The sequence below is a fragment of the Bradyrhizobium centrosematis genome (genome assembly GCF_045571495.1).
GTDB lineage: Bacteria > Pseudomonadota > Alphaproteobacteria > Rhizobiales > Xanthobacteraceae > Bradyrhizobium > Bradyrhizobium centrosematis.
In genome coordinates, this window is record NZ_CP120703.1 from 6451563 (window position 1) to 6474190 (window position 22628).

The 22628-nt window shown below is 57.1% G+C and carries 14 protein-coding genes and 1 pseudogene; 11 read left to right on the top strand and 4 right to left on the bottom strand.

The genetic code is table 11. The features are described from left to right. The first annotated feature begins 9 nt into the window (after positions 1–9). A complete protein-coding gene (locus P6U31_RS30505; protein WP_407185374.1) occupies positions 10–2265 on the top strand; it encodes a di-heme-cytochrome C peroxidase in 2256 nt (751 codons plus the stop codon). On the opposite strand, the gene P6U31_RS30510 is transcribed toward P6U31_RS30505, so the two are convergent. Further along, the gene (locus tag P6U31_RS30510; RefSeq protein WP_407185375.1) at positions 2260–2952 is read right to left on the bottom strand and encodes a dethiobiotin synthase; all 693 of its coding nucleotides are present in this window, start codon (positions 2950–2952) and stop codon (positions 2260–2262) included. The genes P6U31_RS30505 and P6U31_RS30510 overlap by 6 nt on opposite strands. An 875-nt stretch (positions 2953–3827) precedes the next feature. Between P6U31_RS30510 and P6U31_RS30515 the strand changes: the two genes are divergently transcribed. The 4 genes and pseudogenes from P6U31_RS30515 to P6U31_RS30530 all read left to right on the top strand — a co-directional run. Further along, positions 3828–4187, top strand: a complete 360-nt coding sequence (locus tag P6U31_RS30515; protein ID WP_407185376.1) for a Dabb family protein — start codon at positions 3828–3830, stop codon at positions 4185–4187. 600 nt (positions 4188–4787) lie between these two features. After that, on the top strand, positions 4788–6068 hold the full coding sequence (locus P6U31_RS30520) for a hypothetical protein (protein ID WP_407185377.1): 1281 nt from the start codon (positions 4788–4790) through the stop codon (positions 6066–6068). 725 nt (positions 6069–6793) lie between these two features. Beyond that, entirely contained in the window at positions 6794–7213 is a 420-nt protein-coding gene (locus P6U31_RS30525; RefSeq protein ID WP_407185378.1) for an SET domain-containing protein, read from the top strand. 460 nt (positions 7214–7673) lie between these two features. Next, positions 7674–7849 (top strand): annotated as a pseudogene (locus tag P6U31_RS30530) (IS66 family transposase); the annotation flags it as partial. Between the two features lie 219 nt (positions 7850–8068). Here P6U31_RS30530 and P6U31_RS30535 read toward each other — a convergent pair. Beyond that, complete coding sequence (locus tag P6U31_RS30535) at positions 8069–10054, bottom strand: Ulp1 family isopeptidase (RefSeq protein ID WP_407185379.1); 1986 nt, start codon at positions 10052–10054, stop codon at positions 8069–8071. A 1748-nt stretch (positions 10055–11802) separates the two neighbouring features. Here P6U31_RS30535 and P6U31_RS30540 point away from each other — a divergent pair. The 5 genes from P6U31_RS30540 to P6U31_RS30560 all read left to right on the top strand — a co-directional run bounded on the left by P6U31_RS30540 (position 11803) and on the right by P6U31_RS30560 (position 17191). Next, on the top strand, positions 11803–12195 hold the full coding sequence (locus P6U31_RS30540) for an avidin/streptavidin family protein (protein WP_407185380.1): 393 nt from the start codon (positions 11803–11805) through the stop codon (positions 12193–12195). Between the two features lie 565 nt (positions 12196–12760). Further along, a complete protein-coding gene (locus tag P6U31_RS30545) occupies positions 12761–13252 on the top strand; it encodes a hypothetical protein (protein ID WP_407185381.1) in 492 nt (163 codons plus the stop codon). 472 nt (positions 13253–13724) lie between these two features. Beyond that, positions 13725–15650, top strand: a complete 1926-nt coding sequence (locus P6U31_RS30550) for an ATP-dependent nuclease (protein ID WP_407185382.1) — start codon at positions 13725–13727, stop codon at positions 15648–15650. A gap of 12 nt (positions 15651–15662) precedes the next feature. Continuing rightward, on the top strand, positions 15663–15881 hold the full coding sequence (locus P6U31_RS30555; protein ID WP_407185383.1) for a KTSC domain-containing protein: 219 nt from the start codon (positions 15663–15665) through the stop codon (positions 15879–15881). Between the two features lie 29 nt (positions 15882–15910). After that, on the top strand, positions 15911–17191 hold the full coding sequence (locus P6U31_RS30560) for a DUF2130 domain-containing protein (RefSeq protein ID WP_407185384.1): 1281 nt from the start codon (positions 15911–15913) through the stop codon (positions 17189–17191). Between the two features lie 210 nt (positions 17192–17401). On the opposite strand, the gene P6U31_RS30565 is transcribed toward P6U31_RS30560, so the two are convergent. Together P6U31_RS30565 and P6U31_RS30570 are read right to left on the bottom strand one after the other, a co-directional pair. Next, positions 17402–17710 (bottom strand): hypothetical protein, encoded by a 309-nt coding sequence (locus tag P6U31_RS30565; RefSeq protein WP_407185385.1) that lies wholly within the window; start codon positions 17708–17710, stop codon positions 17402–17404. Positions 17711–18517: 807 nt separating this feature from the next. Then, positions 18518–19111, bottom strand: a complete 594-nt coding sequence (locus P6U31_RS30570) for a hypothetical protein (protein ID WP_407185386.1) — start codon at positions 19109–19111, stop codon at positions 18518–18520. A 1335-nt stretch (positions 19112–20446) separates the two neighbouring features. Between P6U31_RS30570 and P6U31_RS30575 the strand changes: the two genes are divergently transcribed. Then, a complete protein-coding gene (locus tag P6U31_RS30575; RefSeq protein ID WP_407185387.1) occupies positions 20447–21820 on the top strand; it encodes an MFS transporter in 1374 nt (457 codons plus the stop codon). The last annotated feature ends 808 nt before the right edge of the window (positions 21821–22628 follow it).

Genomic DNA, 22628 nt, shown 5'->3' on the forward strand with positions numbered 1-22628 from the left:
GTCCTTGCTATGGGCAGACCTTCTTTTGGCTCTCGTCTTTATTCCTGGGTGACGCGCTGGCCTCATATTACCAGCCTGTTATTGGCAATCGTCGCTATCGTGATGGTAGCGGCGGGCCTGGTGTATTTCGCACCAGAGAAAGTTCGCGATGCAGCCCTTAAAATCAAGAACGATGCCAATCTAGTCGCTCAGTTGCTGCCCGCGACCCTGCCTGAGCCATCAAAAATTAGAGGCGCTTATTGGCTGCCTCAAAATTGGAGTTTCCGCCAACGTTACTGGTTTCACCATACCTCGCAGGGCACAGCCACCATACCGGTTCCTTATCAGTGGTTTTTGGCCCTAGAACGCCCGGAGCTTTCCTTCTCTTACACGAGCTTGACGGACGAGAATTACCTGCGTCGGCTCGGCTTCATTCCGAGTCCTGGATCAAAGGACTTCGGCGGTAATGCCCCCGCATACGGTTATCACGACGACGCGCGGAATGGAGACACAGCCCGCCCCGACTGGGTTCCAAACACGCCCGAGAATCCCAATGCTTTGCCGGTCGGCTTTGCCATCCTCAAGGGCGGTATCGATCCGACCACCGGGGCCGCCTATGAAGACCAGATCGGGCTAACCTGCGCCGCCTGTCATACGGGTCATCTCGAATACAACAATGTCAGCATACGGTTCGACGGCGGGCCGGCGATGGTCAATCTTGGCGAGGTCGAAAGAGCCATCGGGCTGTCGATCGGCTACACGCTGATCTTGCCATGGCGTTTCGAGCGTTTCGCCAGCAGACTGGAGCAGATCAAAGGGCAGAGCGTCGATCGAAAGCAGCTGCGGAACGATCTTGAGCTGGCACTTCGAAAGATCAGGAATGAGAAGGCAGCGACCGACAGACTTTTGACCGGACAGGGCGCCACAGATCTCGATGAAGGGTTCGGAAGACTTGACGCGCTGAATCGGATCGGAAACCAGGTCTTCTATACCAACCTACTTGATCCCGTGACCGGCAAACTCTCCGAGCCACTGCTCAAGGGCAACTTCGCGCGCCATGACGCGCCCGTGAGCTTCCCGCCAATCTGGGACACGCCGTATTTCCTCTGGGCACAGTATGACGCCTCCGTTCTCAACGAACTCGTTCGCAATTCTGGCGAAGCCCTTGGTGTCAGCGCGAAAATCAATATGAGAGCGGCCGCGCCCGGGCGGCCGCTTTTTGCCTCATCGATACATCTATCTGACATCGCGCGGTTTGAAGAGCTTCTGCGCGGGACTGATCCCTTTTCGTCCGCCGATGCATCGGGCAGACAATTCACAGGCCTTGTAGCGCCGAGGTGGAAGGATGCGCAGGAGAAGTTCCGTGGTGACCCGGCCTGGGCGATCAATGAAACACTCGTTGAACAGGGCCGCGAACTTTATCGCGCTCACTGCTTTGAATGCCACCGAGGCCCGGTCAACGATGCTGCGTTCGATAAAAAATGGCCGCAAGACTCGTTTTGGAACGAGGAAAACCCCGATCGCTCAGCCAAGAACGAGAAGAATTGGGTGGAGATTGGCGGGCGGCATTATTTCAATGTGGTCCAGATGCCGGTCTCGGCGATCGGCACAGACCGCCAACAATCCAACGTCCTCACGACGCGTCGCGTTCACCTGCCAGAGTCCCTGGGGTTAAATCCCGCAGATGACCTCAACAAGGCCGGAGGTTGCGGCCTTCTGGTAGATAAAGGGGCAGATCCTCTGTTTGTCCTGGCGCTTATGGACCTGGTCGGCAAAACGATCGACCAATGGATGATTGCGAACGGCACTTCTGAAGACATCAAGCGGCAGATGTGGGGGCCACGGAAGAACTGCCAAAACCAGCGAGTCTATGTCTCGGCTCGAGCGAGCCGTAACGGCAAGGACGAACTTGTGCTCGCCCTTGAACCTCAGTACCGGGCGCGCCCCTTGGACGGTGTTTGGGCAACAGCTCCTTATCTGCACAACGGCTCCGTTCCGACGCTGGCAGACATGTTGGTGCCGCAAGCCGAACGGCCCACGTCGTTTTGTGTCGGCAGCCGCGCGTTCGATCCGATCAAAGTCGGTCTTGTTACGAAAGCAAAGTCGAGTGAGGGCTGCGCGGCTGGCTTGACAAACTTTGATGTGTCGCTGCTTGGGAACAGCAACCGCGGTCATTCCTTCGAAGGCAAGCAAACCGACTTATCGAAGTTGCCACCTGGCGTGATCGGACCAGGGTTGACCGACGTCGAGCGGCGAGCCCTTATCGAATATCTCAAGACCTTATGATTGATCCGGTGCTCGCTTTATAACCTGGAAATCATCGCGCAAGAAGGAGGCGTTGAACGCAGCTTGCAGCGCCTCTGCTGACAGAGAATGGATCCAAGGTAGTCGCCCTAACCACCGCACCCGTCCGATCTCGCAAATGGCCGTCACGGCATCCGAATTCCTTTCGCCGACGAAAGCAATTCCAAGAATGTCGATATGGCGTCTTCGGAGTGCCTCTATGGACAGCAGCGAGCAATTGATCGTGCCCAAAGCTGTGCTTGCACATAGTACGACAGGAAGCCGCCATCTTTCCAGAAGGTCAATATAGAGCGAGGCGCAATTCAACGGCTCCATGAGTCCGCCGGTTGCCTCGATGACGAGTGGCTGTCCTCCGCTGTCCGGCAGGTCCAGCGTATCCGTCTTGATACAGCCCTCGTCAGGGCCTACGGAATAGTTCGGCCAAATGATTGCTTGCAGCCGGTAGCTCTCAGGCATGATGCGATCTGGCGAAAGACCTGCAAGACGAGCGACGCGCTCCGTGTCCGTTTCGCCTTCGAGGCCAACTTGAATCGGCTTCCAAAAGGTCGCGCCGAGGAGATTGACAAGCCCTGCGCAGAACACGGTCTTTCCAACTCCAGGGCCTGTTCCCGTCACCACAATGCGCTGCTGGCTCGTCGAGCTCGGCCAAATGTCTGGCGTTGTACGCAACTCATCCTCCAACAATGCAGCGACAGGTCGCAAAGCGAACGCCGATCAACGAGAACGCCTTTACTCGTCGACGGACTTGAACGCAAGCTGCTCGCACCTCATCGGTCGAGCATCATCGCTCCTGCCCTTCTCACAGCTTGCGAGCGAGCACAATGCATACAAGACACCCGTCGCGGTCCACTCCGCCGCGCGGATTTTCAAAAGCTGCCGGACGCTAAGCAATACATTGAACCAATTTGGCCGCCACTCACCATTGCGCCCTCAAGAATCGTTTTCCTCTCCTCTTGCCGGCCGAGATCGGTATCTGGTGTCCAGATCGGACGAAAGCATGGGCGTTCACAGAACCCCTTACTAGATGCAGGTCGGTACGCATCGGGCGACAACTCTACGAGAGGTGACTGATTTCACCGGAGATTTTAGACATTGGATGAGTGTGGAGCCACCCCACCCTTGAGAAGGTCGGGTGAGACGTGATCAGCTCCGCCAGTTTGGTATTTTCCTATTCCTTTTGCGCGCGCCTCTTCACTGAGGCGCGAGCGGGTTCGGTCACCGTCGCAGGCGATCCCGCCAAGTAGCACGCTGGAGGCTTGCGGGGGCCATGCCATTCACCAAGCGCCCTCGCGAGAGCAACGAGTTCCCGCAGAGTTCGCGATTCGGATCAGGCCCTTGAACGCTTAGAGTGCGCGACGCCGGTCATGGCCTATTTACGCAGGCATGCATAATGGTTTTCTGCGCAAACGAGGCATTAGCTGCACATTAGCGGCGTCTCTTAGGTGAAGAACAACCGCACTGCCGGCGTCTGTTCAAGCATTGCCTTGAGCTCGATCTCGATATAAGAACGCGCCAAAATTTGCGGCATCACGTTTGCGGCCACCATGATCCGTCACATTGTCTTCTTCACAGCCAGGGACAAGGCCGGTATCGACCAAATCCTCAAAGGCCTGTCGGTTCTCATCTCAATCCCACATGCACACCGGCTGGAGATTGCGTGCAATCGCAAGAGCGATCAGCTGGGCAATGACATCGACATCGTGGTGTACGGTGAGTTTGTGAGCGAGACGGATCTCGCCGCCTACAAAGCGCACGAGTTGTATCAAGAAGCCATCAGGTGCGTACGACCACTCCGGGAGTTGCGCTTTGCCGCTGACTATGAGCTGTCTACAGATCTGCGTTTCGCCGGTACGGCGGGACTAACTGTAGTTGCTCGACGCGGTGGACTGGCCAGCCATCAATAGCCTAATGATTGGCCGCACCGTCTTATACGCTTGGTCGGAAACATCTTCCTTCCGAAAGACACCACGCCGTTGCGGGCGCTGAAACCTGTCGGTCCTCGGTCGGAAAAAGCCGGCAATCCATGACGATGGCCGCAACGGATCGCAGGCCTTCTTACTCTCTCGGCTTCAGAGTTCGTGGTAGCTGCAAGATTCCCGCGGGGTCCGCAAGGGCGACTCTGCCAAGACGGCTTGATTTGATTCACGGTCTAACGACGATTATGTCAGGGCCATCTCGCGAAGGCATGCTTCGTGGATGTTCCCCTGAGCTCAGGCACGATCCGGGCAGCACCAGCAAGGATTCAGATCAGGAAACTCTGGTTTTGTATGGATTGTAGCCCTCCCGACCGTTCTCTACAAAATTGAATGCATCCGCCAACTCCAACTTACCCGGCAGTAGGTGCACAAGTCGCAATCCAGCATCTTCTCCCGTGTTGCCTAGAAGACGTGCAGCAATCGGGCCAAGCCATTTTCGCCTTTGAGTCTCAAAACCGCGTCAGCTTTCTGACAGCTGATCCTTATAGAGATGGAAGCAGAGAGCAACTTATTCGAATGAGGTGGTCCATGGACCCATTCAACAACATCAATCCATTCGACCGGAATTTCGCTCCCCACGCTGGCGCGCCACAACCGCAGCAGCAACAAATGGAGTTTGATCCATACGTCGATCAACTGCCTCATCCTGACACCGCCGTCGCAGAGCATCCTGCTGCTCCAGGCCCTTACCAGCCTCACCTGTCTGAAGAAGGCCGTAGGCTCGCCGAAGCTCTTGGGCTTGATCACCAGACGGCGGATGGTTTTTATCCGGAACGCGCTGTCACCGGGCGCGAAAACGCTAACGCGCTGCTTGGCGCGCCATCACAAGCATTGACTTGGCCACATGAGCTTGCTGCAGAAGGTCACGATCGGAATCCGCTCCAAGCCATCCTGGCATCGTCTCTCCTCCCACCTGCGCCCCATCACGGGGCACCAGATGGCGGCGTTCGTTACTTCAACTGGATCGACGGTCACCAGCAGGCCACGAACGCGCCATCCGGGATCGCCTCTTTTCCAGGTTACGATGTCCTCACTGGTGATGATTTGAGCTTGTCGTTGAGGCCTGCGATGAGGCAGAGGACACTCGACCAGCCGGAAGGAAATGCTATTGATCGCCAGCCCAGTGATAAGGGTAATTCTGCCGCTCGCGAGCCGATGGAAGACATCGGCACCCCGTTTCGGGCCAGCGATCGGTTAGTCCTTCCTCCGGAAGGCTACGATCAGGATCTGCTTTGGGCCATGATGGAGAGCGCCGGCCCCTCGTCGTCTGGCGCGCCAGCCGAACGTCATGATCCGCCAGGCGATTTGGGAGTGCCTGTTAGCAGCATCCTGCCCAGCCAGGACACCCCATCCGCTCCTTTCATAGTTCACAACGACCGCTTCACGGCGCTGTTCGTGCCCGCGGCAGCGGTGAGGGGCGGCTCCCCACTCAATTTGTCGAGCGCACCCATTTATTTCGGATCTCGACTGGAAAACGCTTCCCAGCCCGGCGCAGACCCTGCGGGTCAGCCTTCGCCAGCCCTGCTTGCCCAGACGATGGAGCAAGCCGCGCCACTGTCCGCCAGAACTGAGACGACGGTCCCCGCGGCCCGCGACGTTTACGCCGCATCATTTGCCGTTCCTGAGGGCTTTTCGCACGGCACCCAGCCCGCCCCAATCACGATGATCGAGAGGCTCGGCCAGTGGGGTCTCTTGCCGGACGCAGCGCAACCGATGAAGCAATATGATATTCTCGGGGAGCTCTACACCGGCCTCCTGGGGCCGGGAGGACCCAATGACGTTCGGCTCATCCATCATCCGCAAATGTAGACGTCAGTGACAGCCCTATGTGAGGAGCCAGGACCGATAGCTCGGGTTGCGGACTTATTGATGGGCTATCGCTTGCTTCAGCTACTCTTACGAGGCTTAGTAAGGCTCGGCGCGCTGCGGATAACCGGCGCGGCCCCGATGCACCCGCAAACGCCATCGATTAGCGGCTCCTCGTCGAGCCAAGCAGCTCTTACCCTCTGTTCCTTGCGAAGCGCGTGATCACGTTGGCGAACGAGTTGCACGGAGGCGATTGTGCAGCGGGACCGGCGGTCTGCCGCCGGCCCCCAACCGCGCGCTCTGTGCCGCAATACCTGCCCATGTCTCCGCTTTGTGCTGTGCGGTACAAGATCCAGGAATCATCGCGCATTGACGCATTCGGCGTCACAACGCCTCTTTAAAGCTTCGATGAAGGACTTGTCGGCGGCTTGCCGAGTGCCAGAAATTCCGACGTGCCGCCGCGCTCATAGGTCCACAGGTCGTGGTCGCGCGGCATAAAAGCGGCGCCTTGATCAACGGGGATCTTTGCTCGGAATCTTACGGATTTTCCACCCCTCCAGCGTCAACACGATGGCGGTGTCACGGATCGCGATCCGCGTAGGCCGAGAAACGAAAGCTGAGAACTCCACTTTGCGATAGAGGCGCCATAAACGTACCTACCAACCCGTGCAGGAGATTTCAGGACTGAGGTCAGTTAGGTTGCCAGGTGACTCTGGGAGACTTCTTTAATGTTGATCGTTGAAACTATTTTGAAGCCAGACCAATTTGGCGGTATCGGACTTTTTTCCGCTACTCATTTACCCAAAGATTCGTTGATTTGGATTCACAACCCGATCGTCGACATCGCGGTAACGCCTGAGCAGTACGAAGGTCTGGCTCCAACATTTCAAGCTCTGCTTGATAAGCATGCCTATCCAAGAGACTATCAGGCAAACGATGGTGTGATAGAGTACAATGCCGACAACGCCCGCTTCATGAACCACAGCGGTCTGCCAAACACATATGAAGACGATCATCGCCGCATTTTAACGGCGCGCGACGTACAACCTGGTGAAGAACTGACTTGCGACTACTTGTCGTTCGACCCCAGGGGTGACCTATCGTGGAATAGAGAACCCCCAACGAATGTTGACGCCCCAACGGGCTAGGCGGCAGTGGATTGAGTTCGCGATCTGACGATTTGGTTGGCCTGCGATTATACACGGGAAGAGTTCGGCGACTGTTTTGAGCAACGATCGACGCAGCTTTTTTTCGGCTGCCTCCGCGAGATTGAAGATGATTACGGGCTCAGCCTGTCCGACATCCCCGGCACGCACAGAGCATGGCGCACAGTCGGCAACATACTTTCGATGACGTATTGACGTGACGCGGATTTCACGCCATCCGTAGAGTCTGCGCGAGGCAATCTCTCCGCGAATGCGGATGTCGCACTTTTTTCAGCCTTTGGTGGCGCTGGATCAATTCCCAATCGCCGCTGAGATAGCGCAGGAATTGAGTTTGATAGCGTATTATCATACGCTGATCGTGCCGCTTGACAGTCGCAGATGTGCTGTCCGCAAATGCGTGCGACTGCCGATCGCGGCTCGATCTTTCCCCCTCGATACTGCGCGCAGGCGCGCCTTGGGAAGGCGCAACTGGATCTTCGCTGGCAGGCGACGTGGTGCCTGGCGTTGATCACGACTGTCCCTCAACGAGGTCGATCGGAAGCCTGGCTCGCCAAAGTCCTGGCCCGGATCGCCGATCTTCCCGCGTCATCACTGCACCAACTGCTGCCTTGGGAATGAAAGCTCCCGCGCCAGGGCCGATAAGCCCGCCGGTCAACAGGCTGCCTGAACTTCACCCAAGCGATCATAGGGCTCGCTGTGCCCGGGCGCTTGTGCCAACCAGGCGGTCTTGATCGTATGCGTCTCAGTTCCTCACGTGAGACACCATGATGGTCTGCGAACGCACCGATTTCGGATCTTCGATTAGCGAGAACAGCATCTTGCGCGGTCGCACCCCGTTCAATTGAAGCCGACACCAACGCCTAGTCGGTCTTGCAGTGCCTGCCGGCTAATGACAAGATTGCTCAGGTTCAGGTCCGGCCGTCTTGCTGCCAATCGCCTAACAAGTTCCCGGGTGCCGTCCACGACAAATACGCCGCAGTCATAACCGTTCTGCTGCTGTCTTATCGGGGCTCGTTGCAGGTGAGCGCCGAGCCGAGCTGCGAGCTCCGCTGCCGGCTTGTCATTATACCCCTGAGTGGAGTCATAGTTGTAGGCGGCCGGCCGGCCCCGATCGCGGCGATCAACCAGCAGCAGCGACCAGTGACTGCCGCGCCGATGTCTATCCGTATTACTAGCATCGCTCACCGGCAGGAACACGAAGTCGGCTGTACCATAGCGAAGCCACCCTAATGCTCGTTCGGCGACCTCCTTGGAGGGGGATCGCAACATCTGGGCTATCAGGGGATCGACGAACCGCGTTCGGGCGGCGAGATCTGGATTGCTTTGCTGCAACTCATGCGCCAAGACCTCAAAATCCCGCTGAATATGCTCGTCGCCCAGCCACTGCGTGGGGCCCAGCACGAGTCCGCTGGGGTGATCGGAATAGGCAATGCTAGCCGAAGGGGCGATCTGAGCGCCTGGGACAGGGGACGGGCAAGGATCATGGGCGAATTGCGCGTCTCGGCTTCCTCGGGACCCCAATGTGATCGAGTAGATCTCATCGTTCATGGAGACCTTTGTTGGGCCGCTGAACTGGGACGGCAGGCCCTCGATGTTGTCCAAAACACCGATCAGAACATCCGGTACTGGCTGGAAGCCATGCTGCCAATCCTCGCCGGCTCGGTATCCGATGTCCTCAAAGCCCCGAGGTACGCGCGACTGTCCGACGGAGAACGCGGGTTTACCGCCGGGGCTGAGCACCGGCGCTGACTGAGCATCTTCTTGCATCTGCTGCGGTGTGTACGGCAAGTCAACGAAAGAGTTGAGCCCGCGGTAGATGTTCGACGACTGAGCTGGGGTGTCTGGTGGTTCGGTGGATCGCGGCGGTCTGGCGGCAGCCCCACCCAAGGGCGCTGATTGAGCATCGTCTCCCATCTGCTGCGGTGTGTACGGCAAGTCAACCAAAGAGTCGAGACCGCGGTAGATGTCGGACGACTGAGCTCGCGTGTATGATGGTTCGGCGAAGAGCAGCGGCCTGCCTGCAGCCTCACCCACCGGCGCTGACTGAGCATCGTCTCGCATCTGCTGCGGTGTGTAGGGCAAGTCAACCAAAGGGTCGAGACCGCGGTAGATATCGGACGACTGAGCTCGGGAGTATGATGGTTCGGCGAAGAGCGGCGGTCTGCCTGCAGCCTCACCCATCGGTGCTGACTGAGCATCGTCTCGCATCTGCTGCGGTGTGTACGGCAAATCAACAAGAGAATTGAGACCGCGGTAGATATCTGACGACTGGACTGGCGCGTCTGATGGTTCCGTGAAGGCCGGCGGTCTGGCGACAACCCTACCCACCGCCGCTGACTGAGCATCGTCTTGCATCTGCTGCGGTGTGTATGGGAGATCAACGAAAGAGTTGAGACCGCGGTAGATGTCCGACGACTGAGCTGGCGTGCCAGATGGTCCGGTGAGGAGCGGCGGTCCGGCGGCAGCCTTACCCACCGGCGCGGACTGAGCATCGTCTCTCACCTCCCGCGAGGTGGACGGCAGATCAACCAAAGAGTCGAGACCTCGGTAGATCGCGGACGACCCATCGGGCACCGCTTCCGGAGTCGGCCACTCGAAATCGGACGGCAAGTGCGGCGACCACGTTGAGTTCGGCTCGCCACGCGTCGGCTCTCCACCCGCCTGGTCGAGGGAGACGCCCAGCACAGCGTTCGCCTTGACGAGCAATAGGTAGCTCCGAAGACGATCGAAGCCCATGTCGGCGTTTCGACTGGCTTTTTTAAAGTCCCTGTGATCGTCGTTCAAAGACTTCTGCTGCTCACTGGTGCCGGTGAGTCGGCTCACTATGTTCCCTCGCCCCTCCCTTTGGAGCCAAGCCCCGAATCTTCGTTGATTGTGGGCTAGATCTCGGACAACTGTTCTCCGGCTGTCCCCGGGTTTGAGCATGCTCAACTCTGTCTTTTCGAGGTCATCTATGATGCGAGCGTCATCAGGGTAAAGATGCAATGTGGGCGACGGGACAACACGACCTCTTGGCTTCCGAGACGCACCCGCTCCGGAAACGCCCTCAGCCTCGCCAACCTTCTTTAACGCGAACAATAGATGCTCGTCCTTCGGGAATGACTTTTGAGCGAATTCAATGCGCGCAGCGTGGTCTAGCCCGGATATCGAGTAGCCTGCACGATCAAGCGCGTTAGAAAATCTGCGAAGACTTCGATCATGACGAGCGGCGCTGCCTGACGTCATGCCACTGGCACTAAGCCGCTGTGAGAGGGGCGCGTCTTCCGCTGAGGGCATCGTGCGCGGGCGCCCGCCAGAAGAGACAAAGCTTGGATCATGGTATGCACGAAGAACACTCAACCCCTTCTTCATGTCTTCGTCCTTTGGGAAGTGAGCCTTGACGTAACGGACCAAGGCGTCATGATCCCCCAGATCAATCGCTTGGTGATGAGCGCCAAGATGATTTCCTAGTCGACGAAGCGCCTGAGTGTAGCGCTTAACCGTCTTCACCGTCGGGCTCTTCTGAGCCACATATTGGGCAATCGCCTTGTCGATAGTGTCCCGGTGTTCTTTAGAGAGGTCGGAATGGTAGTTGCGGCCGCCACCGGAGACATGACCCGGATTTGTTGGGCGCGCCTGGGCCACGTGTTGCTCAAAGACTTCCTGCGCTTCATGGCTCCCCTGGTGCTCGTCCCGGACAGCTTGCTGCGCCCGAGACCGATCTGGGACATTGGATAGATCGACCGGGTCCATGCTAGCCTCACGCCCAAGAAAACAATTGAGCTGATCGTATTATGGATAGGCTTTCCAGAAGCTGACGAGACCATCGCCGAAGCAAGGCATCGGCATATCTGCAAAACGAAACTTCCCGCGGCTGCTAATCATGGCCGTGTTTCATGGGGTTCACAACCCGCCCTCGCGGCCGATGAAGCCGGCGGCGGCACGGGAGCAATGCCTCATCATTGCTCCGGGTTGCAAACAGCGGACCGGGCGCAGGTGCACGCATGGCGGCCATGCCGCAGTTGACCCGGACCGTTCTCGCAAATCCTCGATGATCCTGGAAGAGCTTTGCGCCATCATGGGATGACATCGCAAGCACGCGGCCCGACGATCGTCGACGGACGAGCATCGGGATCGAGCGTGCCGCAGCGGCGAAGCCGGACCTGTAGAGCCCTCACGCTGCACTGGTTGTGCTTTGGGACGCCTATGACCAGCTGTTCGCAAGGCACCTTTTTTGTGGATGCGTCACACTGATCAACACACGAAGCCATGGCCGCGTCCAATTGTCCTCGGCGTAAAGCGCCGGCTCAATTCCACAAAATCTAGCGCGCTGGGAGGATAGGAGCAAAGTACGAGAGCGGTTGTCACTAACCAGTTGGGCCCCGACGCTGGAATAATTCCGCTCCAATCCCGAAGTCGATAGAAGTTACGGCATTGCTGCGTAGAGAGAGTACGCCGAAATTCAGCGCAAATTCGCTAGAAAAGCCGCGTTCCATCGTCGAACAGCAGATAAGAGCAGTGAACGTGAACTCAACCTGGAGCAAAGTCGTGATGCAGGTTGCTACCTTTTCCTATCTTCGTGGGGCTGCGATATGACGAGACTTTTGGGATTCTTGCTTCTCGCCCATTCGTTCTTTCTTCCCGCAGGAGCCACGGCGCAGGGACTTCCGACGCCCTCGTACTGGAAGAATGAACGAGGATCGGAACTATTTGTTTGGTCCGCTAACAGCGGGGCGATTCAAGGGACTTTCACAAACCACGCCCAAGGATTTGCGTGCCGGGGCATTCCGTATCCCGCATCCGGAACCGTTCGTTCAACCAGACTGTATTTTGTCGTGACCTTCGCCCAGTGCAATTCCTTTACGAGGTGGGTTGGGGCGCTTAAGGGGTCGAGCATGCCTACGTCGTGGACGCTTTTCTACGTTGATAAGAACGGCAAGCCCGGCCAGACGAAGGGTACCGATATATTCACCCGCGTTTGGTAGATTGTTTCACCCATGGCTGCAGCCAGAACTCGCAGAAGACATGCAAGGATCGCGACGCAGCAGGAGGAACTCGGCCTGTTTCTGATCATCTTATATGACGGACTTTGCAAAGCTAGCTAGTTGCCTTGCGGAGTGGCAATGACTGGAAACGGCCTGCTTACACGCCATGCTAAGGATGTGAGAACCCCAATAAAAGAGCTGCCGGGCACCTTAGCGGGCCGACGACTTGAGCTCGTCGCGTGTTTTCTCGGTTCGGCGGTTCGGACCAGTCGCAAGAATGATTTCCCGTCTATTGTGAGGACAACTGACCGAGTGCCTTCATTTTGCAGCGGGCCGCACCGCATACCATTTCATACTTCTCTTCTCTGAAGACCTCCCTTGTTTTGCAGCGGACCGCGACGTGAGATCGAATTGCGGCAGCACCATCGTCAATGTCCTCCAGAGAAACAGGAACTCCCGAACAGCTGAGCCTCTGCGGACACCCGTATTGCAGACCATGCGCTACGCCAACAAGCACTCCTGACCGGGCCTATCCGAATTCTTGCGCTTTCTCTAGTAATTTCAGATGACCCCTGTCAAAGCCATCAAACGTTGGTACGCGGCCCTTGACGACGAACTTCAAACAGACATCGCGTATATGTTTGTATCTCTGACGTTGGGCGACTGCCAGCTTTCGCCTGCTGCGGCCGTTCGAAGATTGTTGCAATGGTTCGACCTGCGCAGCGCAGGGTCGGAACATGAGGACGCGTTAGCAGCGGTCGTGTTTCGCGCCTCGTTTGAATACATCTTTGCCGACCGCTTCACAGACGCCAGCTGGACCTTTCCCGAGCAGTTGTTCAAAGACTTGATCCGCGAGGCCGCCGAAGGGAAAGAGGCAAGCAAGATCGCGATGAAGGCATTTCGATTGCTGCGGACCATTCCGGACCGAAAAGCGAAATGGAAGGAGGCTGGAGAGAATTGGAAGGCCTTGGTCAACTCGGTACTCAACGACGACGCGCTGAAGCAATGGACCCAAGAAAAATTCTTAGCGAGCGCATTCGGCCCAACGCAAGGCTGAACGACCCGATGTCGCCGAATACGCACGAATGCATTGCGTGAGACTGGCCAACGGGACGATTGGAATAGCGACTTCCAAGGAGAACAGAAGAGCCACCGAGGGCGCGTCAAAGGAAGACAGTGGCGACAGCGACACACGGCCTTCAAAACCGAGAGCCGATCTCCTTTAGGGATATTTGGCGATGTAGCGCCACAACGATAGCAACGCAGGAAAGCTGCGCCGAGCTCAATCTATGCGCCCCAGTTAAGCGCGACCGATCGCAATTTGGCGACAATCATGCGAAGCGGCCGAGTATTTTTACCAGACCTATGCTGCGATGGACGCAGAACGCGAGATGCGAACGCGCAAGCATTCTTGATTGACGTAGCGATTGGTGTCGCCTGCGGCGGGCACTCCAACCCTGCAGTTGTGCTTAACAACACGCACGAGAGATCCGCACCAAGTCGGTCTGTCGTATTTTGGGGATCGACAGTTGAAGATAAAGTCTATCGCGATCAAGAACTTTCGCTCTTTCAAGAACATGGTTGTTGATCTGGATGATTATACCGCTTTCGTCGGTCCTAACGGGGCTGGAAAGTCGACCGTGCTGTGCGCCCTGAATATCTTCTTTCGCCAGACAGAAGAAGCGCCGACGAATCTCATCGAGCTGGATATCGAAGATTTTCACAACGGCAACGTCAAGGAGCCGATCGAGATTACGTTGACGTTCCACGATCTCGAACCGGAAGCTCAGGCAGATTTCTCCGAATATTACCGATCAGGCATGTTGGTGGTGTCAGCGTTGGCGGAATTCAGTGAGGCCACCCGCAAGGCACCTGTGCGCCAGTTTGCCAAGCGAAGCGCAATGAAGGAGTTCAGTGAATTCTTCCGCAGATACAATGATGGAGCGCCAGCGGGGGAATTGGCAGGAATCTATGAGGAGCTTCGAGAGAGGCACCCTGAATTTGGCCTCCCCAAGAAAGGCAGCAAGGAAGCAAATCGACAAGCCCTTCGATCCTACGAGGAAGATCATCCCGAGCGTTGTATTTTGATTGATAGCGAAGATCAATTCTACGGCTTCAGCAAAGGGGGTGATCGCCTATCCCGCTACATCCAGTGGGTTTATGTTCCTGCCGTCAAGGACGCGACCAAAGAGAACGTTGAGGGCCGTAACACCGCCCTTGGCAAACTGCTCGCCCGGACAGTGCGCTCAAAGGTAAATTTCGACGAAGAGATCGCCTCGCTCCGGGATTTGACACTCGACTCTTACAAGAAGATAATCCAGAAGCAGCAGACTGCGTTAGACCATCTCTCGCAGGCGTTGACAGCCAAGCTCGGCGAATGGGCACATCCCGAAGCGGTTGCGCGGCTGGAATGGACCGAGGATCCGGTCAAGTCTGTGCAAATAGCCGATCCAATTGCGCGGCTCTTCGCCAGCGAGGGTGCGTTTTCCGGCGAGCTTGCCAGATTTGGGCACGGCCTCCAGCGATCTTATCTCCTTGCTCTCCTACAGGAGCTTGCCGCCACGAACGAAACAGCCCAGCCTCGTTTGATTCTTGGGTGCGAAGAACCGGAGCTTTATCAGCATCCGCCTCAGGCACGCCATCTGGCTTCAGTTTTCAAAAAGCTGAGTCAGAAAAACGCTCAAATTCTGGTTTCGACGCACAGTCCCCATTTCGTGTCGGGGCGGCACTTCGAACATGTACGCCTTGTTCGCAGGGATGAGACGAAAAAGGAGTCCGGCATACGGTGGACCACCTGCCAGAAGGTCGCCCAGAGGTTATCTGAAATCTCCGGAGACAAGGTGGCGCCCATTGAAGCTGAACGCGCCCAGCTTCACCAAGCCTTGCAACCCCACATCAACGAGATGTTCTTCACGCAGAAGTTGGTGCTCGTGGAGGGGTTGGAAGATACGGCCTATATCACGGCGTGGCTTTCGTATTCGAAACAGTGGGACGACTACCGTAAGTCCGGATGCAACATTGTCGCCGCGAACGGAAAGAGCTCGCTCATAGAGCCACTTCTCATAGCGAAGGAACTTGGGATACCGACGTTCGTCGTCTTCGATGCCGACGGCAACGTCCAGGACCCGGGTCGGCGAAACCTTCATAAACTGGACAATCTGAAAATTCTGACCCTTTTGGACGGCGATGTAAACACGCCTTTTCCAGACCATCCGGTGTGGACCAGCAGCTATGCGGTCTGGCCTGAGAATCTCGGCTCCATTCTCAAGCAAGAGGCGGGCGCAACGCTGTGGGACAGTTCCTATTCGTCGGCCACGAAAGGATTGGGCAATCCCTCGGGCAGCTTCATCAAGAATACCGTCCATATTGGCGAGCATCTGGCGATCTTGAGAAGCAAAGGCGCAAAGATTCCCACGCTCGACAGGCTTTGTGCAGCAATTCTAGCGCTGACATAGGAGATTTGAGAAATGATGGATTACGTGAACGTAAAATCCAGCACGGTGGCGGCGGTCGGTTACGACGAAACGGCAGGGGCTCTCGGCGTGCAATTTCTCAACGGCAGTGAATACCACTACTTTGCGGTCCCTAGGGCCCTGTTTGATGGCCTTCGGAGTGCGTCCTCAGTCGGGCGCTACCTAAACAAATTTATCAAGGATGCCGGTTACCGGGTCAAGCGAGTCAGATAGAGGAGAAACCCGGAAGGACAGAGACACATATGATCGAACCGACCATCACCTGCCCGAAGTGCAGCAGCGAAATAAAGCTGACTGAGTCGCTCGCTGCCCCCTTGCTTGCGCAAGCTCAGAAGCAGTTCCAACACCAGCTTGCTGCCAAGGAAACAGAGTTCGCGAGGAGATCCGAAGAGCTTCGCGCACAGCAAGATGAGATCGTGAAAGCACGAGAAAAAATTGACGAGCTGGTAGCCTCCAAGATGAAAAACGAGCGCTCGCAAATCATCGCGAGCGAGGCCAAGAAGGCCCGCGATGCAACAGCACTCGAGCTCGAGACCAAAGACAGAGAAACTTCAGAGCTTCGCGAGCTACTGGCAAAGAATAACGAGAAACTTGCTGTCGCCCAGAAGGACCAGGCAGAGCTTTTGCGCAAACAGCGCGAACTCGAGGACGCCCACAGGGAGCTGGATCTCACGATTCAGAAAAGGGTTCAGGAGGAACTAGCCGGCGTTAGGACGAAGGCCAGGCAGGAAGCCGAGGACGAGCTAAAGCTCAAGGTCTCGGAAAAAGACCAGCAGATCGCGGGCATGGCGCGCACGATCGAGGAGTTGAAGCGAAAGGCGGAGCAAACCTCACAACAGACTCAAGGTGAGGTCCTAGAGCTTGAACTTGAAGAAGTGCTCAAGGCGCGATTTCCGACCGATGTAATTGAGCCAGTTGCGAAAGGCGAGCTCGGCGCTGATCTTGTTCAACGTGTCAATGGTACGATCGGGGTTCCTGCGGGGGTAATCTTGTGGGAAACGAAGCGTACCAAAAATTGGTCGGATGGATGGCTTCCCAAGTTGCGCGACGATCAGAGACGCTGCGGGGCCGATATTGCGTTGGTGATCTCGAACGCCCTTCCCAAGGACATCGAAAACTTCGACTATGTGGACGGGATTTGGGTGGCTCATCCGCGCTGTGCAATCCCGGTCGCCCTGGCCTTGCGCCAATCTCTTGTAGCAGTCAACAGTGCGCGAACAATGCAGCAGGGGCAACTCAGCAAGGCTGAGGAGGTTTATCGCTATCTGACCGGAAAACGATTCCGTCAGCGCTTAGAGGCGATTGTTGAACGCTTCAACGACATGCGTGAGGATCTGGATAAGGAAAAGAAGTTCATGACGCGAGCGTGGGCGAAGCGCGAAAGCCAGTTGACTAGTGTCATTGAGTCCACGATTGGAATGTATGGTGATCTGCAAGGCATTGCGGGTAAGGCCATGCCTGAAATAGAAAGCCTCGACGCGCCACTCCTCGACGGCCCCTCAGCTGACGCGTCGGCCGGGTAACAATTATGGCCGCAAACACTTCGGGCTTACCAGAGACGCAAGACGCGTCAGGATAAAGGACACGTATTGTCAGCGGCAGGCATTCTGCAGCCGGTATGTGATTGCGGCCTGTTGGCTGGGGGAGTATTGAGGCGATTGGCGTCGGACAACGCTTTTGTCCGCGAGCTAACGCTTCGACGACCTAGCCGGTATACGCTGGAGGTTACGTTCCTAAATTCCGCTGCGGGATCTCTCCTGGGCAACAGTGACCGCGGCGAGCCCCAACATCACCTCGCCTGTGAATCCGAAATGGATGCGGTAGAGCCACCAGATTGCGCAGCACCGGTCGAGGTCGGCAATGGCAAGTGCACGTTTAATTGCTACAGCCATCCGCGCCATCGGCTTCATTCCACGTATGATCTGAAAGCCTCGACGTCGCGGGGCCACTCTACATTCCGTTACTTTTTGATCGGTGATGACTCGCCGTGCGCGTGCATCCGCAATAGAATAGAATTGGGAGCTGAGGTTGGCGTTTGTCATGGCACTTTCCCGCGTTTCGAAGCTGGCTGCACACGTCTATATGCATGCGACCTAGGATCACCCTACGATGGAGGTACTGCTTGCAAAACGCCCAGATCTGGTAGGGCCAACTCACGGGAATTCCACTCGAAAGATTCGCTCACGCAGTCGCACTGCTAGGCAAAGCAACTGCACCAATTGCGTCGATCAGTGGTGGCGGCGTGACTATGGAAGTTCGCTCCCGGCCAAGATTACGCTCAATCCGAGCATGCCTCCACGGTCACCGGCTTTTTCTCGCCAAATTCGCGCGAACCCCGGCGCCGATATCGAGCGCCGGCTTGGCGGCCGAGTCGCGTTTGCACCTTTCCGCCCCCGTTGACAACGCCAAGGATAGTTTCCCCGGCGCAGCACACCATGGCGCAGCGCTTGTTGGAACCGCAGAGACGCAAAGCAACTCAGGACGATCATCCCCGCGCACAGCTAAGGTACGACGCTGACGCATGTCATCGGCATTGCACGAGGTCCTCTAGTCCTCCGATGCTGTGTGCAATGTGCAACACCGCACTACCCAACAACCGAAGTTGCATCGGTCATGGGTTAGTAACATCCCCAGGTGAGCCAAATCTGGGGGCAATATTGAAGCCCGGACGAAAGGTCGGCTCCACGGCAACGATGTGGCCCGGATATCCGTTCATTGCGGCGATGCCGCCAGCGCGTCCACGCTGGCGGCGCCAGCACTCCACTTCCAAGCGGTGAATTGTCCATCCAGGTAAGGACAACCGCAGCGACCGCAGGACTCCAGTCCCGCACGATCGCGCCAGTTACGTCTTATACCCGCGTAAGCTTAACGAACCCAGCTTCAGCTAATTCGGCCTTGTAGGCGCGTCCGTCAAGCAGGATTGTTGGCGAGTTGTTAGCGGTTGGCATGAAACCCTCTTCGCGCAGCTTGTCCATCAAGGCAGGCGTGGCCCATTGCTCCGGTAGCGGCGTTCCGTAGCGCTGGTGCTCCGAGAAGAATGCTCCGAAGTCCGGTATCCCTGCCCGGCCGACCCCAACCACTTGGTCTTCGGCCGGGTTGTGAACAAGAAGAACGCGATTGGACCCATCCAAACCGGCCGTGTAACGGTGACCTCGGATTTCGTAGGTCATCGTCGGCTGGTCCGAGTCCGGCAAGAGACCCTGGTGGAACAGCCTCTCGACCATGAAGTTGGGGGCGAATTGCGAACCGTGTGAAAATCTCTGGGGAGCAGCGAACGAGACATCCACCGCTTCCTCAGGTGATACAGGAGCTACAGGTGCTACAGGTGATGATGGCACAGATTCATTCATGATCTGATTGAACAAATCACGATCTTCCTGTGTCCAGACGTGCGCCGGGGGTGTTTCTGGTGAACCGGCATTATCGATCTGGTTCGGATCCATAGAGCTCTCCTGTCTACTATGAGTACAAAGGCCTCTTGAAGAGTTTCCCCGGGAGTGAGCTGAACTTCGTTGCGAACTCAGACATTGGGGCTATGTCATCAAGAGGCCGAGTTTGAATGTTAAAGAGGCTGGCTTTCTAGAAGCTGACAAAGCTCGAAGAAGGGAGGAAACCCGCCGCCACAACTGCCACGCCGGAGGCGAACATCTCCGAGCCAAGGCTCATTCCGCCTGACTCCCCAGTTGGCGCGCAGGTCTGTGTCGTACGTCGCATTCAGCCGCCGCTAAAGCTGGTTGGGAAGTCTGGCGATGTGGACCGCCGCAAGCCCCAGCTGGGCATCTGATCTCCGCATTTCGATCTCTGCTCTCGACCAGTCGTCCACCTTACTCTTCGATCCTGTGCCCGGGCCGCTAATCGGAGCCGCGCCAGCCCGAGAACAAACGAGAGCCCGACACGTGAGAGTGCGGTAGCCGCGAAGCGAACTGTGCAGCTCACTACAAAATCGCTCACGCCCAAAGCAGCCGAGACAATCATCTTGCGCATTGCAAACGGGTGCGGCGCTGCCGCTGATCCCGGGCTGCGGCTGCCACTACGGGCGATAGACACTCCGCCCCGCCCGGATCCTCCAATCCAGCGCGCCATGATGCCCCCTCGGAAGAGACGGCCGGAGCCTACATCGGTCGACTGGGGGTAAGGCAATCCGAATGTCACCAAGCTTTGTTCCGGCTGCTATTGGCCCGCTCCGTCATGCAGAAAGCGCTCGTGTCAGGGCACGCTTCGAGGAGAGACAATGCAATGCGACGTACCGAACGCACAGATGACGGATAGTGGGTCTTGATTGTCGTCAGGTGCGAGCAGCCTCTGAACAGACGCGTCGTTTGCGTCTGCGGCCGTAGACGGAGCACCAGAAAATGCTGATCCCGCATGCGCGAAAAGCGTTGCAGGTGCGAAGAGCGGCAGCAAACGCATTGGCGATGCAGGCGCGTAGCTCGTTGATTTTTGGTCAGCGGACGCAATCTGGCGTAGGCCGAATGGTTCGGCTCGTGGTCAGTTGTGTACAGCGTCCGCCAATTTTGTCGCACGCTCGCCAAAGCACGTGAACGTCTGCATTCGCCAACGAACTCCGCAACTTCTCAGATTTGTCTTTCCGCCAAGTCAGCCGATTAGCGCAGAGACAGGCATCCTAACTGCAGACGTTATGGTGCGCTTCGCCCTCGCATGCCACAGGTCTACGTGTTGACTGGCCGGGAGGGACGAGTACGGCAGGTTGAATGCAACAGTGCGAGCTGCCTGCCAAAATGTTTCGGTCAGGGATCACGCTTCAGATTAGGTCGAGGATGTCGAGGCAACTTAGTCGAGAGAGGCTGGATCCGGTCCTCGCCCCCTCAGACGAACGCTTGACGAGCCGCGCGGTGTTGGGCGCAACCATCGGCAATATTCTCGAATTCTACGACTTCGGGACGTACAGCTTCTTTGCGATGCCGATCGGACAGGCGTTTTTCCCGGCAAGCGACCCGTTCGCCAGCCTTATGCTGTCACTCGCAACCTTCGGCGCCGGTTTTGTGACCAGGCCGATCGGAGCCATTGTACTCGGATCGTATTCGGATCGGGCTGGCCGCCGGCCCGCGATGACCGCCAGCTTCACCATGATGGGTGCCGCGGTTCTGTTGTTAGCTCTCACGCCATCGTACGAGACAATAGGACTTGCCGCTCCGTCACTGATCGTCTTCGCGCGCTTGCTGCAAGGCTTTGCTCTCGGGGGCGAGGTGGGTCCGACGACAGCCTACTTGATGGAAGCGGCCCCTGCTGACGCGCGCGGACTTGCTGTCTCCTTTCAGCCCGCGAGCCAACAGATAGCTGCGACCACCGGAGCGCTGGTTGGAGAAATACTCTCGGTCACCATGACAAGCGAGGCGCTCAATGCGTACGGATGGCGCATCGCGCTGTTGCTGGGTGCCGCGACGCTGCCACTTGGACTTTGGTTGCGGAGCGCACTACCCGAAACCCTGCACCTTTCCCAACCATCCGATCTGACCGCCCGGCCTGGAGGCCAATCGCGTACCGATCGCCGCATCATGTGCTTGGGATTTGTCATCTTGGCCAGTTGCACGATCACCACCTATGTTACTGGGTATATGACCACCTACGCGATGGACACCCTCCACGTTTCCGCGCCCCTCGCTTTTGGTACCGCACTCTTCAGCAATGCGGTCGGAATTGCTGCAGCACTGCTGGGCGGTCTGCTCGCCGACCGCGCCGGCCGTCGGCACGTCATGATATGGCCGCAGATCACGGCATTGCTGATGACTTACCCGGTATTCTTATGGATTGCAGAGAGCCGCAGTGCCTTCGCACTGCTCGGAGGTCTCGGCGCCCTCACCTTGATCGGAACAATTCCGTATAGCGCCTTCTATGTGAGCATGGCCGAAGGTCTGCCCAGGAACATTCGCGGTGGCGCCTTCGCGATGATCTACGCTTTTGCGATAGCGATTTTTGGAGGCACAGCTCAACCGATCGTCACATGGCTGATCCACCTTACAGGGAGCGCCCTCGTTCCCGCCTGGTACATGCTTTTAGCGAGCGCGGCCGGGCTCTTTGCCATGCTCATGATGCCTGAGACGGCGCCACTCAATTTTACGACTGACGATAAGGCAACGTTCGTAACGCGACAACCGCCACCAACGCCTAGCGGTAAGGATGAACATCCATGATCCCAAATACAAATCTTCGAAACCGAAGGCGTTATGGACGCCGCATGGACAGCAAAATATTAGACATTCGACCAAGTTTAGATCGAACGAAAGCTCGCATCGGAACACAGTCTGGCCGTCTAAAACGACTTCCCCACTTGCTCAATCTCCGTCGACACGGCAACTGCGCAACTGGCGGTCACACCGGCTAGCGAAAAGTGAGCAATCACTTTAGCCATTCCAAGAAAAGGATGGCGCCGGTTGCACCATCGGCCAGCTTAAACGAACGGCATGAGGAAGCGGCCGCTGTCGGAGCAAGCGGCCGCACGAGGCTCGATCCTCATTCTATGCTTGATTGGCTTTCCGCTATCAGCGTCGCACGCACGACAGATCGGTCAAGCAAAAAAACAGGTCGCAGATACCATCCAACGGGTCATCCGCGCACTGTGGATATGATGTATCGGCTACCTGTACCCTGGGGGTGACCGGCTGCGCAGCAACTTGTTGCAGCGAAAGGGGGCACCGCAGCCGTCGGGGACGGTTGGGGCCAAGCTAGGGAAGCGAATTCTCGGATGAAAATGTCTGTGTTAGTAACAGCGAGCGCCCTCGCGCTTGCAACGTCTATATGACGACGCTGTGAGCGGTAAAATTGATTTTCTCGATGAGATCTGTCTACGGCATTAATAAGTTCGGATCGCCATATGGCCCCATCGGCCGCAACTCGGAATTTGCAAACCGGTTTGATGATCGAACGCTCGACGAGCCTCGGACCGATTGACTGCGTGTCTCGGAGCGCCCGGGGCACGGTGTGCTCTTGAATGTGACTTGT

Excerpts from the sequence above, each read along its gene's own strand:
- P6U31_RS30525 (WP_407185378.1), top strand. The coding sequence starts at position 6,794 with ATGTTGATCGTTGAAACTATTTTGAAGCCAGACCAATTTGGCGGTATC.
- P6U31_RS30575 (WP_407185387.1), top strand. The coding sequence starts at position 20,447 with ATGTCGAGGCAACTTAGTCGAGAGAGGCTGGATCCGGTCCTCGCCCCC.
- P6U31_RS30555 (WP_407185383.1), top strand. The coding sequence starts at position 15,663 with ATGATGGATTACGTGAACGTAAAATCCAGCACGGTGGCGGCGGTCGGT.
- P6U31_RS30560 (WP_407185384.1), top strand. The coding sequence starts at position 15,911 with ATGATCGAACCGACCATCACCTGCCCGAAGTGCAGCAGCGAAATAAAG.
- P6U31_RS30505 (WP_407185374.1), top strand. The coding sequence starts at position 10 with ATGGGCAGACCTTCTTTTGGCTCTCGTCTTTATTCCTGGGTGACGCGC.
- P6U31_RS30565 (WP_407185385.1), bottom strand. The coding sequence starts at position 17,710 with ATGACAAACGCCAACCTCAGCTCCCAATTCTATTCTATTGCGGATGCA.
- P6U31_RS30545 (WP_407185381.1), top strand. The coding sequence starts at position 12,761 with ATGACCCCTGTCAAAGCCATCAAACGTTGGTACGCGGCCCTTGACGAC.
- P6U31_RS30520 (WP_407185377.1), top strand. The coding sequence starts at position 4,788 with ATGGACCCATTCAACAACATCAATCCATTCGACCGGAATTTCGCTCCC.
- P6U31_RS30515 (WP_407185376.1), top strand. The coding sequence starts at position 3,828 with ATGATCCGTCACATTGTCTTCTTCACAGCCAGGGACAAGGCCGGTATC.
- P6U31_RS30540 (WP_407185380.1), top strand. The coding sequence starts at position 11,803 with ATGACGAGACTTTTGGGATTCTTGCTTCTCGCCCATTCGTTCTTTCTT.
- P6U31_RS30570 (WP_407185386.1), bottom strand. The coding sequence starts at position 19,111 with ATGGATCCGAACCAGATCGATAATGCCGGTTCACCAGAAACACCCCCG.